Raw genomic sequence first — 16,300 nt, 5'->3', positions numbered from 1 at the left:
CCTTTGAACATCCATGGTCAAAAAGAAACAAACACCCATGATGGCACAATATCTGACCATCAAAGAAACCTGTCAGGACGCCATACTTTTTTACCGGATGGGGGACTTTTATGAAATGTTTCTTGAGGATGCCGTCAAGGCTGCCGGCATCCTTGAAATTGCACTGACCTCCCGGAATAAAAACGACCCGGACCCCATTCCCATGTGCGGTGTGCCTTATAAATCAGCCGATCTTTATATTTCCAAACTCATTGAAAAAGGCTGCAAAGTTGCAGTGTGTGAACAGGTTGGGGACCCGTCCCAGACCAAAGGTCTTGTCAAACGGGAAATTATCCGGGTCATTACCCCGGGAATGGTACTTAACGACTCCCTTCTGGACCGGGGAACCAACAACTTTTTGGTGGCAATCGCCAAAACGTCCGAGTATTCCGGTCTCGCCTGCATAGACATCTCCACGGGCAGCTTTACCACCTGTCAGATAAAACGCACCTCAGGTGGTGCTATCCCACACGTCCTTTTAGACGAGGCCTTAAAGCTCTCTCCGAAAGAAGTGCTGTTACCGGAGAGTTTCAAGTCTGATCCGGCCATGGCGGCCATCAGAAAGTCTTTTTCCCACGTTGAAATCACATATCTGGACAATTCTACGTTCCGCACGGATAATGCCCGGCAGCTTCTGACGGAACAATTTGCCACCCGCAGCCTTGAAGGATTCGGCGTTGAACGTATGCCGGCCTGTATATCTGCAGCAGGCGCCGCCATCTCCTATGTCCGGGATACCCAATTGTCGGACACCAGCCATATTTATAAAGTCATTCCATATAATCTCAATGATTTCATGGTCATTGACGACAGATCCTGCAAAAATCTTGAACTGCTGACCAATATCCAGACCCAGACCCCCAAAGGTTCTTTGATCCATATTCTGGACAAAACCGTCACGGCCATGGGCGGCAGGCTGATTAAACAGTGGATCAGATATCCTTTAATCGACAAAGAGCTGATACACCAGCGCCTTCATGCCATAGAAGAACTCATTGGCGCACCGGGCACCCTTCAGACACTTGGCGATCTTCTTAAATCCATATACGATCTTGAGCGGTTAGGCTCCCGTATATCCATGGGCCAGGGCAATGCCCGGGACATGCTTTCCCTTAAAAACTCTCTTTCTGTTCTGCCGCGTCTGTTTAAAGAGATCACAACGTTTGAAAGCCCGATTCTTAACGGTGCCGGTATGGATGAAGCGCCGGCCCTGGTCCGGCGCCTGGAAGATCTGGCCCAATTGATCGGTAAAGCCATCCGGGAAGATGCTGTACACGTACTTAACGAAGGCAACCTGATCAACGACGGGTACAGCCCGGAACTGGACGAGCTTTTATCCATCACCCGGGACGGAAAATCCTGGATTGCAAACACGGAAAAAAAGGAAAAAGAAAATACCGGGCTTTCTTCCCTTAAAATAAAATACAATAAAGTATTCGGTTATTTCATTGAGGTATCAAAGGCCCAGGCGACCCAGGTACCGGATCACTATATCCGTAAACAGACCCTTGTCAATGCCGAGCGGTTTATTACCCAGGACATGAAAGCGGTGGAAGATACCATATTCAACGCTCAGGAGCGCCGAAACGCCTTGGAATACGAAATTTTCTGTACGGTCAGGGCAAAGGTGGCCCAAAGCGCAAAAGATATCCTGACCATGGCACAGTTCATTGCCGGCGTTGACGTGGTTCAAGGACTTGCCCTGGCTGCCGTTGAAAATGCCTATGTAAAACCGGACATCAATGATGACCGGCGCATTGATATACAGGAGGGCAGGCATCCGGTGGTGGAAAAGCTGATCCAGGGCGAACGGTATGTGCCCAATTCCATTGTTCTGGACGATACCCAATGTCAGCAGATCCTGATCACCGGTCCCAACATGGCCGGCAAATCCACAGTGCTGCGCCAGGTGGCCTTAATCGTTCTTATGGCCCAGATGGGTTCCTTTGTGCCGGCAGCCGGCGCCTCCATCTGCATCACTGACCGGATTTTCACCCGGGTGGGGGCACTGGATAATCTTTCCTCCGGGCAAAGCACTTTCATGGTTGAGATGGAGGAGACCGCCAATATTGTCAATAATGCCACGGATAAAAGCCTGGTGATCCTTGATGAAATCGGCAGGGGCACATCCACCTACGACGGCATGAGCATTGCCTGGGCCGTGGCCGAGTACCTGCATGACCTGAATGATAAAGGGGTAAAAACCCTCTTTGCCACCCATTATCATGAATTGCTCCAGCTTGAGGAGATTAAACCCCGGATCAAAAATTACAATATCGAAGTCAAGGAATTTAACGACAATATTGTGTTTCTCCGCAGCCTTGTCAAAGGGGGCACCAACCGCAGCTACGGCATCCAGGTGGCACGCCTGGCAGGGGTTCCCGATGATATCATTGACCTTGCAAAATCGGTTCTGGCATCTGCGGAACACCACCCCATGACACCCGTGCCGTCGACGCGGCCGGCCAAAAAGAAAAAAAGGGAAAAAAAACGAAACGCCAGTGGCCAGATGAACCTGTTCGGCCCCTCGGACGATGATCTGCGCCGGATGCTGCACAACTTAGATATTGCGCAAATGACCCCCCTTGACGCCCTGAACTTTTTAAATGAACTAAAGCTTAAGGTAGACGTGTGAACACGGGCTTTAATCGCATATTCACCATTTTTATTCCGCTTCTGGCCTGCTTTTGTCTGTTTGCCTGGACTACGGGGACAACCTGTGCCGCTGATACGGCCAAAGGGAAGTACTTGGCAGCAGATACCTGTCTTAAAAAATTGAAACGGTCGGCAGTGGATATAAACAAGGTATCTGCCTGGTTGGCCTGTATTGAAAAATACAAATCCATTCACATGAGCTTTCCCGGGAATTCCTGGTCACCGGCCGGGTTATACAAAGCCGCAGAACTCTATTTCCAGCTTGCCAAAAGATCCGGCAATGCCGGCTGGAACCGGCAGGCCGATGATCTTATCGCCCGTATCAACCGATTTTATCCCCAAAGCGCCTACAGTGCCCGTGCCAGAACCCTGGCTGCAGCAAACACCTTAAGACCCCACCCAAACAACAGTGACGTAAAAACAAAACAATCCCAAAAGGCATTGACCCGCAATGATGAGGCCATTGCAGAATATCACAGGCAGAAACTGGCCCTGGCCGACGCTGCCGACACAGGGGGATATCAGCCGCCCTCGGATATTATCGAAGAAAATACACAGGATTCGGCGTATTGTGACCTTACAGTCATCAACCCGGATGATACCGATCCAGCGCCGCCCAAAGGGGATACAACCGTTACGGATTTAAGGTTCTGGTCCAGCGCGGAGTACACCAGGGTCGTGGTAAATGCAGACAGCGAACGAAAATACACCCACAGGCTTTTGAAAAAAGACCCGGCCTTGAATGTCCCGTTCCAAAGATTGTATGTGGACATTGACCAGGCAAGACTTGGCTGCAATGTCCCGGACCACACCCCGATCAATGATGATTTGCTTAAACAGGCCCGTGCCGGCCAGTTTGCCCCCCATACGGTCCGGGTGGTGGTGGATATAAAAAATTTTGAGAACTATAAAATTTTTTCTTTAAAAGACCCTTTCCGTATCGTCATGGATCTGTGGGGTGAGAACGCCAAAGCCGTATTCAAGGACCAGATTGCCGGTCAAGAGTCATCTGAAGTAAAACCGTCCGGTGAAAAGCCGGACCTGGTCACCACGGACAATCTGAAATCGTCGGACATTGCCCGTCAGCTGGCTTTAGGTGTCCGGAAAATCGTCATTGACCCCGGCCACGGCGGTAAAGATCCCGGCGCACCCGGATATATCAAAGGGGTCTGGGAAAAAGATATTGTGCTTAAACTGGCAATGACCCTTGCAGAGAAGCTGCGCAAACGCTTGAACTGTGAAGTTTTGCTTACCCGGAAAACCGACCGGAAACTGACCCTGGAAGAACGGACCGCCATTGCCAACACCCAGCGGGCCGACCTGTTTATCTCCATGCACTGCAATGCTGCAAAAAGCAAAAAACTGTCCGGCATTGAAACCTATATTCTGAACCTGGCTACGGATGCACAAGCCATCGCTGTGGCTGCCAGGGAAAACGCCACATCTAAGAAAAATATCTCGGACCTGGCTTATATCCTTAATGATCTGATGAAGCATGCCAAGATAGAAGAATCCACACGTCTTGCCAATGACGTTCATAAAGCCATGATTACAGGTATGAAAAAAAAATACAGCAAAATCCGTGATCTCGGTGTCAAACAGGCCCCATTTTATGTACTGCTTGGGGCACGGATGCCTGCAATTCTCATTGAGGCCTCCTTTCTTTCCAACAAAACCGAATGCAGACGTCTGATGACCGGTTCCTACCGCAACGACATCTGTAACACCATTGCCGATGGGATAGAAAAATATATCAATGCCACAAATCCCAAGCATATATAATCGGCCCGAACCCATGACAACATATGAAAATCAAATAAAAGGTGGAATTTATGTCATTTGAAAACATTATTCTTGAGATGGACAGCGCAATAGCCATGATCTCTTTTAATCGCCCCAAAGCCCTGAATGCGCTGAACAACGCACTGCTTGATGAGCTGGATCTCGCTTTGGACCAGGTTCTGGCCAATGATGAAATCCGGGTACTCATTTTAACGGGCACCGGGGACAAGGCCTTTGTCGCAGGTGCGGATATCTCAGAACTGACCCGGATGGATATGTTGGCGGCAAAATACTTCTCCCGCAAAGGCCAGAACATTTTTTCAAAAATTGAAGCCCTGCCCTTTCCGGCCATTGCTGCAGTAAACGGTTTTGCTTTGGGCGGCGGCAGTGAAGTTGCATTGGCCTGTGATTTTATTTATGCTTCGGAAAAGGCAATCTTTGGACTACCTGAAATGAACCTGGGCCTTATCCCCGGTTTTGGCGGGACCCAGCGTCTCTCCAGGGTTGTGGGAAAAAACAGGGCCAAGGAGATGATTTTCACCGGAAGCAATATTACTGCCGGCAAAGCCCTGGAATATGGTATGGTCAACCAGGTGTGCCCCCATGAATCTCTTATGGATGAAGTCAAAGAAACCGCCAGACGCATTGCAGCTAAAGGATGTGTTGCCTTAAGAGCAGCCAAAGAGGTCATCCAGGGCGGGTTGGACTGTGACCTTGAAACCGGCTGCCTGATTGAAAATGATGCGTTTGCCATAACCGTGGCAAGCCCGGATGGAAAAGAAGGCACATCAGCATTTTTAGAAAAAAGAAAGCCGGAATTTAAAGGCGTACTTAAATAATTAGGGAGATAAACATGCCCATATACGACATCGACTATGAGACCATGCCCAGAGAGGGCCTGGAGGCGATCCAGCTTCGCCGTCTTCAAACAACCATTGAACGGATTTATGCCACGGTTCCATTCTACAAGGAAACGTATGACAAAGCCGGGATCAAACCATCTGATATAAAAAGCCTGGATGATTTAAGGCGCCTGCCCTTTACCACCAAACAGGACCTTCGGGACAACTACCCCTACCGTATGTTTGCGGTTCCCATGGATCAGGTGGTCCGCATCCACGCATCCTCGGGCACCACGGGCAAACCCACGGTGGTCGGCTACACCAAACGGGATATCAACACCTGGGCCGATCTGATGGCCAGAAGCTTTGCTGCCGCCGGCGCCACTGCGGGAGATATCATTCACAATGCCTGGGGGTATGGTCTTTTTACCGGGGGCCTTGGGGCCCACTATGGGGCGGAACGTTTAGGCGCATCAGTCATTCCGGTCTCCGGCGGTAATACCAAACGCCAGATCACCATTATGCAGGATTTCAAACCGACGATTCTTTGTGGGACGCCATCATATATCCTCCACCTGGCGGAAGTGGCCCTGGAAATGGGTGTTGATTTTAAGGATTTGTCTTTTAGATCGGGGATCTTCGGGGCAGAGCCCTGGACGGAAAGAATGCGCCGGGAACTGGAAGCCAAGCTCAATCTCAAGGCCGTGGATATTTACGGTCTGTCCGAAGTCATGGGGCCCGGCGTATCCGTGGAATGCGTTGAGGAGCAAAAAGGCCTTCATGTTGCCGAGGATCATTTTATTGTGGAGATCGTAGACCCGGATACGTTGGAACCCGTTTCCCCCGGAGATCCCGGTGAACTCGTGTTCACAACGATTACCAAGGAAGCCTTTCCGGTCATCCGTTACCGTACCAAGGATATCACCTCCTTGAATCCTGTGCCCTGCACCTGCGGCAGGACCCACATGCGGATGAATAAACCCTCGGGCCGTACGGACGATATGCTTATCATCAGAGGCGTTAATGTATTCCCCTCCCAGATTGAAAGCGTTCTCATGGAAAGCCGGGAAGTCGCCCCCCATTACCAGTTGGTCGTTGACAGGGTAGACAACCTGGATACCCTGACGGTCAAGGTGGAGATAGACGAAGCCTCCTTCAGCGATGACATCAAGGGACTGCAGGCCATGGAAGGTGAAATTTCACATAATATCAAGGAGCACCTGGGCGTATCCGCCAAGGTGGCCCTTGTGGAGCCCAAAACCATAGAAAGAAGCCAGGGCAAGGCTGTCAGGGTTATAGATAACCGCCAATTTTAACCAAGGAGACTATTATGGCTGAACAGATATCCATATTCATAGAAAACAAAGAAGGGCGTCTTGCTGAAGTCACGGCAATTTTAAGAGATGCCGGCGTAAATATACGGGCACTTTCCCTGGCAGACACCACGGATTTCGGTGTACTGCGCCTCATTGTCAATGATAATGACAAAGCCACTACAGCCCTGCGGGATCAGGGATTTACCGTGGGCAAAACCCGTGTTCTGGCCGTGGAAGTGAATGATGAACCCGGTGGCCTGAATCAGGTGCTTGATCCGTTAAGTGAACAAGATGTCAATGTGGAGTATATGTATGCCTTTGCCAACCCCCAGTGCAAAAACGCCATCATGATTTTCCGTTTTGATGACCTTGAAAAGGCAAAAGTTGTTTTGGCGGAACAGGGTATTAAGGTGATAGACAAAGAGGAGATCTCTAATCTTTAACGTGCATGTGTCAACGCCCCCTCCTGAATCAGAGCTTCAGGCCCATGATCGGAATAAAATCTTCCAAAATATGGTTTAGAGTTTTCATTCGTATTCAAGGCGTGGCAATGGACGCATATTGAAATATGTACCCATTGTCACAACGAAAAAGACGGATGAAAAGGAAAACCATATGGGAGGGTTTATTTTGATTATGGGCCTCAGAAGGGGCTTGTAAAAGCCCGAGTTGTCTATCCTGAGTCCTCGTTATTGAAGGCTGCTTGGCAGAAGGCTTGATTCCATGTTGAAATGCTGTTAACTTTCCACCCTTAATTTTACTATTTTCAAGGCCTTTTGCATGACAAATCTCACAAGCAAGAAATTAGACAAAACACTATTACCGGAAATAAAAAAACGCAGAACATTCGGCATTATCAGCCACCCGGATGCCGGCAAAACAACATTGACCGAAAAACTGCTGTTGTTCGGTGGTGCCATCCAGCAGGCCGGTGCCGTAAAATCCAGAAAAGCGGCCCGGGCCGCCACCTCTGATTTTTTATCCATTGAGCAGGAAAGAGGTATTTCCGTATCGTCTTCGGTGATGAAGTTCAATTATAAAGACTATGAAATAAATCTTCTGGACACCCCGGGACATAAGGATTTCAGTGAGGATACCTACCGGGTACTCACCGCGGTTGACTGCGCCGTGATGATTATTGACTCTGCCAAGGGCGTGGAACCCCAGACCCAGAAGCTGATGGAGGTGTGCCGGATGCGCAATACGCCTATCATTACTTTTATTAACAAGCTGGACCGGGAAGGACTTGAACCCCTTGATATTTTCCAGGACATTGAGGATAAGCTGCAGATTGAATGCGTACCTTTGACCTGGCCCATCGGCATGGGAAAGCGGTTTAAAGGGGTGTATAACCTGGAAGAACAGCAGTTGGGGATTTTTACGTCGGGATATACCCCTAAAAATGATGACGGGGTATTGATCAAGGACCTTGATGATCCCGTGCTGGATGAAATGATCGGCCAAGGTCCGGCAGATCAATTGCGCGAGGATGTGGAACTGCTTTCCGGGGCGGCAGAACCCTTTGACCTCGATCTTTATCTCAACGGCACCCAAACCCCGGTATTTTTTGGTTCCGCCATTAATAACTTCGGGGTCCGGGAGATGCTGGACGCATTTGTTCGGATTGCACCATGCCCCGGAGTCCGGCCTACAGCATCCCGGGATGTGGATCCTTGTGAGGCGGCGTTTTCAGGATTCACCTTTAAAATCCAGGCCAATATGGACCCCGAGCATAGAGACAGAATCGCTTTTTTCAGGATTTGTTCGGGAAAATTCACCAAGGGCATGAAGGTGCGGCACCACCGCATTGGAAAAGATATCAAGATTGCCAATGCCACCATCTTCATGGCCCAGGAGCGGTCCAATGTGGAAGAGGCATATCCGGGAGATATCATCGGTATCCATAATCACGGCACCATCAAGATCGGGGATACCTTTACCACTAAAGAACCCTTGAAATTTCTGGGCATTCCCAATTTTGCCCCGGAACATTTCAGGCGGGTGCTGCTTAAAGATCCTTTGAAAGCCAAGGCCCTGACAAAAGGGCTGACCCAGCTGGCGGAAGAAGGCACCATCCAGGTATTCCGTCCTTTGCAGGGCAACATGCATATCATCGGTGCCGTGGGCGTACTTCAGTTTGATGTGACCATGGCACGGCTTAAGGCTGAGTACAATGTCAGTGCAGGATATGAGTCCATCGACCTGTCCGTGGCCCGGTGGGTGGAATGTGAAGACGAGGCATATCTTAAGGACTTTATCCGAAAAAACGAATCCAGTCTGACCCGGGATGCAGAAGGGCGTTTAACCTTTTTAACGACGAGTGAATACCAGCTTGGATTTACCCGGGAGGACTGGCCGGACATTAAGTTCCATAAAACAAGGGAACACAACGAGTAGGTCAGAGATTAAAATTTTGACTTCAGGGGAAACATGATCATCTTTGAGTTATAATGCGAGATCCTTTTAGAAAAATACCGTTTAATTATACCTCGGCCGGGGACGACCAGATCATTGTCCATTTGTTCGGCAATGACATTCTAAGTACCATTCATGTCCTGGAAACACTTAAGGGCACAGGTCGCTCCTCACGACTTCTCCATCGTTTTATGGGGGACCTTTTCATCATCCGCCGGAATGCCTTTCTGTTCCAGGAACTGGTGGAACACCCCATGCTGAGACGACGCCTGTTTACCGAATTTGAAAATGACCTTTTCAATATTGCCGGGCATGCCGAACATGACGAGGTCCGCATCGTGCTTGACGCCTGCAGATCCTCGCTTCGGCAGCTTAAAGCCCGGATCAGTGCCGTGATAAAGGCGCAGGCCAGGGTAATACGGCAGCTTTCCCCGGTGCTCGGTAAGGCCAATATATGCTTTGATCCCTTTAATATTACATCCCATGCCACGGATGCCACAGACTGGCGAAGATACACGCCTGCAGCCGTACTGCGGCCGGACCGGGAAGCGCAGATTCCCCAACTAGTCACAAAATTAAAAAATTTAAATTTTCATATCATTCCCCGGGGCGGGGGTACGGGTCTGACTGGCGGGGCGACCCCCCTGGCCCCGAACTGCGTTATGATCAATACGGAGAAATTAAACACAATTTTTCCCATTGAACCGCGCAAAACAAAAGACGGCAGGGAGTATGCCGTGATGCCGCTGGGTGCCGGTGTTATCACCCAGGATGCCAAGGATGCGGCCGCTGCCCAGGGTTATATCTTTGCCACAGATCCCACCTCGGCCTGGGCCTGCACCATTGGCGGTAATCTGGCGGAAAACGCCGGCGGAAAAACCGCCGTGCTCTATGGCACGGCCATTGACAATGTTTTGTCTTTCAGAATCGCCATGCCCGACTGCCGGCTGCTTACAGTGGCACGCCAGGACCATCCCCTGCGCAAAATTATGTATGAGGATACGCTTTGTTTTGCGGTCAAAGATGAAAACGGGCAGATGTTGAACACCATTACACTGACCGGTGCGGATGTCCGCAAAAAAGGCCTGGGCAAGGATGTCACCAATAAGGTTTTAGGGGGGGTCCCCGGGTTGCAGAAAGAAGGGTGTGACGGCATCATCACCTGGGCCGAATTTATCCTTTATCCTGAGTTTGCGTACAAAGCCACTTGCTGCATTGAATTTTTCGGCAATGACATGACCGAGGCAGGCAAGGTCATTTCTCAAATCTGTACCCGGTTTGACAACAGCGATCCCGCACTTATGGCCCTGGAACATTTTGACGAAGAATACATCAAAGCTATTAAATATAAGACCAAGCGATCTGTGGGCGACCGGCTTAAAGCCGTATTGCTCATTGATATGGTTTCCAATGATCAAGCGATTCTTGGCCAGGGCATGCGTGATATAGAAACAATTCTGGAATCCTATGACAAAACCGGACTCTCTATTGCCCGGGACCGGGCCGAAGCTGCCCGTTACTGGGAAGACCGCAAACGGCTGGGGGCCATTGCCGCCCATACCAATGCCTTTAAGCTCAATGAAGATATTGTTCTGCCCATTGACAGTCTGGCCGATTTTGTCAAATTTGTTGATAAAACCAATCTTGAAGAGAAAAAATATACCCAGGCCCGGATTATTCAAAATATCCTGACATATCTGGAAACGGCCATTCCCCTTTCCGATCCCGAGTGGCTGGGAAAAAAGGTGGGCCGGATCAAAGATATTGCCTACGGCATTCGTAAGAAGCTCGACATTGCATCCCGGGATGCCCTGGAAGCCTTTATTCATACCAAAAATTTTCACGGACAGATCCAGGATCATCTCCATGGATACAGCCTTATTCTTTCCAATGTGGCGCGCATTTACAATGACACCTTGAGCCGTCTTATTGTCATTGCCACACACATGCATGCAGGGGACGGCAACGTACATGTAAATATCCCGGTGTTTTCCAATGACACCGAGATGCTCGCACGGGCCCACATGACCGCGGATAAGGTTATGGCGAAGGCTGTGGCGCTTGACGGTGTCGTATCCGGCGAACACGGTATCGGCGTCACCAAATTTAAATACCTGGATAAGAACCAGGTAAGCCGGTTTGACGCGTACCGTAAGCAGGTGGACCCGAACGGGTTGATGAATCCGGGTAAGCTCTCCGAGCCCGATATTTTGAACAAGGTATTCACCCCCTCGTTTAATCTTCTGAAACTTGAGGCCCAGATTCTCCAACACGGTTCCCTGTCCGACCTTGCTGCAAACATTTCCAATTGTGTCCGCTGCGGCAAGTGTAAGCCCCAGTGCCCGGTGTTTTATCCGGCAAGGAACATGTTTTTCCATCCCAGGAATAAAAATCTGGCCTTAGGTGCTTTGATCGAGGCGTTGCTTTACATTACCCAGCGGACCCAGTCCACAAAATTTAAGGTCCTGAAAAATCTTGAACAGATTGCCGATCACTGCACCATCTGTCATAAGTGCCTTGACAAGTGCCCGGTAGATATAGATTCCGGGGTCATTTCGATTAAGGAACGTGAAATTCTTAAAAAAATGAATTTCAAACATACGCCCATATCCACCCGGTTAACCCTTGATTATCTGGGTACCCGCAACCAGACACTAAACCCGATTATTCGTACAGGGCTGCTGACCGCCGGCAGTTCTGCACAGCGTGCGGCGGTAAAATTTGCAAAACCCATCTGTTTGATACCGGCATTAAAGGAGGCAAGACCGCTGCAGTTGCTGCACGCCCCGGTTTCCCAACCGGACCTGACCACGCTTCGGGCCCACCTGCCCCCTGCAGACAGAAACCAGGCTATTTTATTAAATCCTCCCGGCAAAATCGTTTCCACGGTGTTTTATTTCCCAGGATGCGGCAGTGAGCGTATGTTCTCCAATATTTCAAGGGCCACCGTTTTTTTATTGCTTTCCCAGGGCCACCAGGTGGTGTTGCCGCCGCCATATATGTGCTGCGGGTACCCGTTGAAGGTGAATGCCCGGACCAAGGAAGCCCAAAAAATGTCGCTTGAAAACACCATTATCATGACCCAGATTCGGGATATGTTCAATGATCTTGATTTTTCCGGTTGCATTGTCTCCTGCGGCACCTGTATGGAATCTTTGTCCGATCTGGGCATAACAGACCTGTTTGATGCAAATCTGTTTGATATTTCAGGCTATTTGTTTGAATATGGTCTAACTATCGCGGCACCCCAAGCCTACCTTTACCATGCCCCCTGCCATGACAGTTTAAAAGGCACCGCAGTAACAGGGCTGGCCAGGGCAGGTATTGACGCCCGGACCGTGCCGTACTGCTGTTCAGAAGCCGGAACCATGGCGCTGTCCCGACCGGATATCAGCTACAGCATGTTTTTAAGGAAGCAGGATGCTGTTGAACAGGCATGTCTGGGCCTGGATACGGCAAAGCCAAGGATAATAACCAACTGTCCGTCCTGTGTCCAGGGCTTAGGCCGTCAGAATCAGGTAAGTGCCGTGCATATGGCCGTGGAACTGGCACAGCTTACAGGCGGTGACGACTGGATGAAACAATTCCGGGCACTGATCAGAAACATGGAAATCGTTACATTCTGACATGAACCTTATACTGCTGGACGACCGGGACTTCATAAGCGCTGACCGGGTGCGGCTTCAGGATGACCGGTGCAGGCATATTCTCCGGGTGCTTGGGGCAAAGCCGGGTGATAGCCTTGTGTGCGGAAAAAAAAATGCAAAAATGGGTACAGGTCTTATCGTATCAATAGACCGGCAGTCCATTGAAATGACAGTCCACCTTGAGCATGACCCGCCGGCGCCATTGCCCGTGACCCTGGTGCTGGCCTTACCCCGCCCCAAGATGCTTAAACGAATACTTCAAAGTCTTGCAAGTCTGGGGGTGAAAGAGATTTTTTTGATCAATTCCCGGCGGGTGGAAAGAAGTTTCTGGGGGTCAGGTGTATTATCTGATTCCGATATCCAGCGCCATCTTGAACTCGGCCTTTGCCAGGCCCGAGACACTCTTGTGCCCCGGGTACACCTGAAACGCTTTTTTTCTCCTTTTGTTAAAGAGGAGCTACCTGAACTGAGCAGAAACAAAAAAAAAATTCTTGCCCATCCCCAAGCGCAATCTTTCTGTCCGGTGAGTTTGAATTCGGATGCCGTGCTTGTGATCGGCCCGGAAGGCGGGTTTATTGACCTTGAAGTCCAGACGCTTGTGGATCAAGGGTTTAAACCCATGACCATGGGGACCCGGATTTTACGGGTGGAAACGGCCGTCACCGCATTGGTTTCCCGGCTTTTTTCCTGAAAACTTGAACAGTTGTATGATGGAGATAAAAAATGGATAAAAAAATAGAAAAAGTCAGACAAGAGGCGCATGAGAGTCTGCCCCCGAGTATTAAAGACAGTTTAACACCTGAAGAAAAGGAAATGTTTTTAACTGCCGAAGAATGGCCTGACAGTCTGTTTAGCAAGCTGGACGAATTTATCACTAAAGAATAGGGATTCGCCGATTCATTGACATCAATCGATCAAGAATTTATGATTGAATCAATAGGATTTCCAGATGAATGGAAGAAGATTAGGATTGTTTCAGTTGAAGTTGTTGGCTAAAATGCTCGGGGATGATTCGATTTGATTTACAGAATATTTTTATTAAAGATGGTTCACGATAACAGCGCTGTTTTTAAAAGTCGTATTCCAAAATAACGTACATTATTTAAAGGAGATCTGTTATGAATGAAGAAGGAAAATGCCCGGTTACCGGTAAAAGTGTAGGCGATTTTAAAAGCCGGGGAAAGTCAAATCGCGACTGGTGGCCCAATCAATTAAATTTGAAAATACTTCACCAGCATGACCGGAAAAGCAATCCGATGGGCGATTCGTTTGACTATAAGGCCGCATTTAAAAGCCTTGATCTTTCAGCCGTGAAAAATGATCTGTTTGATTTAATGCATGATTCCCAGGAATGGTGGCCTGCAGATTACGGCCATTACGGCCCGTTGTTCATCCGGATGGCCTGGCACAGCGCCGGTACATATCGTACCATGGACGGCCGGGGCGGGGCCGGCTCCGGCAGCCAGCGGCTTGCCCCGTTGAACTCCTGGCCGGATAACGTAAACCTTGATAAGGCCCGAAGACTTTTGTGGCCCGTTAAAAAAAAATACGGTAATAAAATTTCCTGGGCTGATCTCATGGTGCTGGCCGGGAACTGTGCCATCGAATCCATGGGGCTTAAACCCTTTGGATTTGCCGGCGGCCGTGAAGACGTGTGGGAGCCCGAGGAAGATATCTACTGGGGGGCGGAAGAGGAGTGGCTGGCGACCAGTGATAAACCCAAAAGCAGGTATTCCGGGGAACGTGATCTTGAAAATCCTTTGGCCGCCGTACAGATGGGCTTAATTTATGTAAACCCCGAGGGGCCGGACGGCAATCCGGATCCGGTGGCATCCGGTATTGATGTGCGGGAAACCTTTGCCCGAATGGCCATGAATGATGAAGAGACCGTCGCTCTGGTAGCCGGGGGGCACACATTCGGTAAATGCCACGGCGCCGGCGATGCGGCGCTGGTAGGCCCGGAACCTGAGGCGGCCCCGCTTGAAGAGATGGGGCTGGGATGGAAAAGCAGTTACGGCAGCGGCAAGGGCGGGGACACCATCGGCAGCGGTATCGAAGGGGCCTGGAAGCCCAATCCGACCCAATGGGACATGGGATACTTCAAAGTGCTGTTCAAATACGAATGGGAACTGGTCAAAAGCCCGGCCGGTGCCTATCAGTGGCTGGCAAAGGATGTTGAGGATGAAGATATGGTGGTTGATGCCCATGATCCATCCAAAAAACATCGTCCCATGATGACTACCGCTGACCTGTCCCTGCGGTTTGATTCGATTTACGAACCCATTTCCCGACATTTTATGGCAAACCCGGAGGCGTTTGCCGATGCCTTTGCCCGGGCCTGGTTCAAGCTTACCCATCGTGATATGGGACCCAAGGCCCGGTATCTTGGCCCTGATGTTCCCCGGGAAGATTTAATCTGGCAGGATCCGGTGCCCCAGGCAGACTACGAACTTGTTGACGCCGATGATATCAACGAACTCAAACAAAAAATCCTGGGCACGGGACTGACCGTCTCCCAGCTGGTCTCTACAGCCTGGGCGTCTGCGTCAACATTTCGCGGCTCAGACAAACGCGGGGGAGCAAACGGAGCACGCATCCGTTTAGCCCCTCAGAATGCCTGGGCTGTGAATGCACCGGATCAGCTTACTGATATTCTTAATACCCTTGAAGGGGTTCAGCAGGCGTTTAACACGAGTCGGACCGACGGAAAAAAGCTCTCTCTGGCGGATCTGATTGTGCTGGCCGGATGTGCCGGTGTTGAAAAGGCTGCGGCGGATGCCGGATTTGACGTGGTCGTGCCGTTCTCTCCGGGGCGCACGGATGCAACAGCAGCGCAGACCGATATTGACTCCTTTGCCGTACTCGAACCCATAGCCGACGGGTTCCGCAACTATCTTAAAAAAACATATTCGGTTCCGGCCGAGGAACTGCTGGTGGATAAAGCCCAATTGCTGACATTGACCGCTCCGGAGATGACCGTACTCATCGGCGGCTTACGCGCCCTGGATGCCAATTTCAAACAAGTGCCGCACGGCGTTTTGACCCAGCGTCCAGGCGTTTTGACTAATGATTTTTTTGTCAATCTATTGGACATGGGAACGGTCTGGAAACCCGGTTCAGATGATGATACGGTGTTTGAAGGCCGTGACCGGACAACCGGAGAGTTGAAATGGACCGCTACCCGTGTGGATCTGGTATTTGGTTCAAATTCACAGCTGCGGGCGATTAGTGAAGTGTATGCCGGCGAGGATGCCAGGGAAAAATTTGTCACTGATTTTATTGCGGCCTGGGATAAGGTCATGAATCTTGACCGGTTTGATCTTGTGTGAAGGCGGAAGAAAACTATAGAAAGGTGAAGGCTTTTAGCTTGCCTTTACCTTTTTAAGGGAAAATAATAAGCGTCATCTTATATTTAATCAAGGAGCGGGTATATGGAAATTAAAAATTTTCTTGAACTTAAAGATGCCTTTGAAGTGGGTCAACTACCCACCGACACCTTTGGTGATCGGTGGGCTTGTGACTTCGGTTGCAAGTCCTGTTGATTAGCCTTGAGAGCCTTCGGGCTTTCGTTCTAAAGGAATATATAGGCACCCTGGTAATATTA

At 50.0% G+C, this 16,300-nt stretch carries 10 protein-coding genes; all 10 read left to right on the top strand.

Annotation, left to right across the window (positions count from 1 at the left end; genetic code table 11):
* Positions 1 to 13: 13 nt before the first annotated feature.
* The 10 genes from mutS to katG all read left to right on the top strand — a co-directional run bounded on the left by mutS (position 14) and on the right by katG (position 16,025).
* Entirely contained in the window at positions 14 to 2,674 is a 2,661-nt protein-coding gene (gene mutS / locus HXW94_RS07905) for a DNA mismatch repair protein MutS (RefSeq protein ID WP_178366355.1), read from the top strand.
* A complete protein-coding gene (locus HXW94_RS07900) occupies positions 2,671 to 4,476 on the top strand; it encodes an N-acetylmuramoyl-L-alanine amidase (protein WP_178366354.1) in 1,806 nt (601 codons plus the stop codon). Before mutS ends, HXW94_RS07900 begins: the two co-directional genes overlap by 4 nt.
* A 50-nt stretch (positions 4,477 to 4,526) precedes the next feature.
* Positions 4,527 to 5,315, top strand: coding sequence for an enoyl-CoA hydratase-related protein (locus HXW94_RS07895; protein WP_178366353.1), 789 nt, complete (start codon positions 4,527 to 4,529; stop codon positions 5,313 to 5,315).
* 14 nt (positions 5,316 to 5,329) lie between these two features.
* On the top strand, positions 5,330 to 6,634 hold the full coding sequence (locus HXW94_RS07890) for a phenylacetate--CoA ligase family protein (protein ID WP_178366352.1): 1,305 nt from the start codon (positions 5,330 to 5,332) through the stop codon (positions 6,632 to 6,634).
* A gap of 14 nt (positions 6,635 to 6,648) precedes the next feature.
* Positions 6,649 to 7,077, top strand: coding sequence for an ACT domain-containing protein (locus tag HXW94_RS07885; RefSeq protein ID WP_218576622.1), 429 nt, complete (start codon positions 6,649 to 6,651; stop codon positions 7,075 to 7,077).
* Positions 7,078 to 7,414: 337 nt separating this feature from the next.
* Positions 7,415 to 9,031, top strand: coding sequence for a peptide chain release factor 3 (locus tag HXW94_RS07880; RefSeq protein WP_178366351.1), 1,617 nt, complete (start codon positions 7,415 to 7,417; stop codon positions 9,029 to 9,031).
* A 53-nt stretch (positions 9,032 to 9,084) separates the two neighbouring features.
* Complete coding sequence (locus HXW94_RS07875; RefSeq protein ID WP_178366350.1) at positions 9,085 to 12,675, top strand: DUF3683 domain-containing protein; 3,591 nt, start codon at positions 9,085 to 9,087, stop codon at positions 12,673 to 12,675.
* Between the two features lies 1 nt (position 12,676).
* The gene (locus tag HXW94_RS07870) at positions 12,677 to 13,387 is read left to right on the top strand and encodes a 16S rRNA (uracil(1498)-N(3))-methyltransferase (protein ID WP_178366349.1); all 711 of its coding nucleotides are present in this window, start codon (positions 12,677 to 12,679) and stop codon (positions 13,385 to 13,387) included.
* Positions 13,388 to 13,419: 32 nt separating this feature from the next.
* Positions 13,420 to 13,581, top strand: a complete 162-nt coding sequence (locus tag HXW94_RS07865; RefSeq protein WP_178366348.1) for a hypothetical protein — start codon at positions 13,420 to 13,422, stop codon at positions 13,579 to 13,581.
* Between the two features lie 233 nt (positions 13,582 to 13,814).
* Positions 13,815 to 16,025, top strand: coding sequence for a catalase/peroxidase HPI (gene katG / locus HXW94_RS07860; RefSeq protein ID WP_178366347.1), 2,211 nt, complete (start codon positions 13,815 to 13,817; stop codon positions 16,023 to 16,025).
* Positions 16,026 to 16,300: the final 275 nt, after the last annotated feature.

Origin of the sequence: Desulfobacter latus (assembly GCF_013389365.1) — a bacterium.
Taxonomy (GTDB): Bacteria; Desulfobacterota; Desulfobacteria; order Desulfobacterales; family Desulfobacteraceae; genus Desulfobacter; species Desulfobacter latus.
The sequence above is the reverse complement of the archived record's forward strand: the minus strand, read 5'-3'. Positions and strand labels throughout refer to the sequence as shown.

Bases quoted from the DNA above. Each gene is read 5' to 3' on its own strand.
- HXW94_RS07865 (WP_178366348.1), top strand. From the start codon at position 13,420: ATGGATAAAAAAATAGAAAAAGTCAGACAAGAGGCGCATGAGAGTCTG.
- katG (WP_178366347.1), top strand. From the start codon at position 13,815: ATGAATGAAGAAGGAAAATGCCCGGTTACCGGTAAAAGTGTAGGCGAT.
- HXW94_RS07885 (WP_218576622.1), top strand. From the start codon at position 6,649: ATGGCTGAACAGATATCCATATTCATAGAAAACAAAGAAGGGCGTCTT.
- HXW94_RS07895 (WP_178366353.1), top strand. From the start codon at position 4,527: ATGTCATTTGAAAACATTATTCTTGAGATGGACAGCGCAATAGCCATG.
- HXW94_RS07870 (WP_178366349.1), top strand. From the start codon at position 12,677: ATGAACCTTATACTGCTGGACGACCGGGACTTCATAAGCGCTGACCGG.
- HXW94_RS07890 (WP_178366352.1), top strand. From the start codon at position 5,330: ATGCCCATATACGACATCGACTATGAGACCATGCCCAGAGAGGGCCTG.
- mutS (WP_178366355.1), top strand. From the start codon at position 14: ATGGTCAAAAAGAAACAAACACCCATGATGGCACAATATCTGACCATC.
- HXW94_RS07875 (WP_178366350.1), top strand. From the start codon at position 9,085: ATGCGAGATCCTTTTAGAAAAATACCGTTTAATTATACCTCGGCCGGG.
- HXW94_RS07880 (WP_178366351.1), top strand. From the start codon at position 7,415: ATGACAAATCTCACAAGCAAGAAATTAGACAAAACACTATTACCGGAA.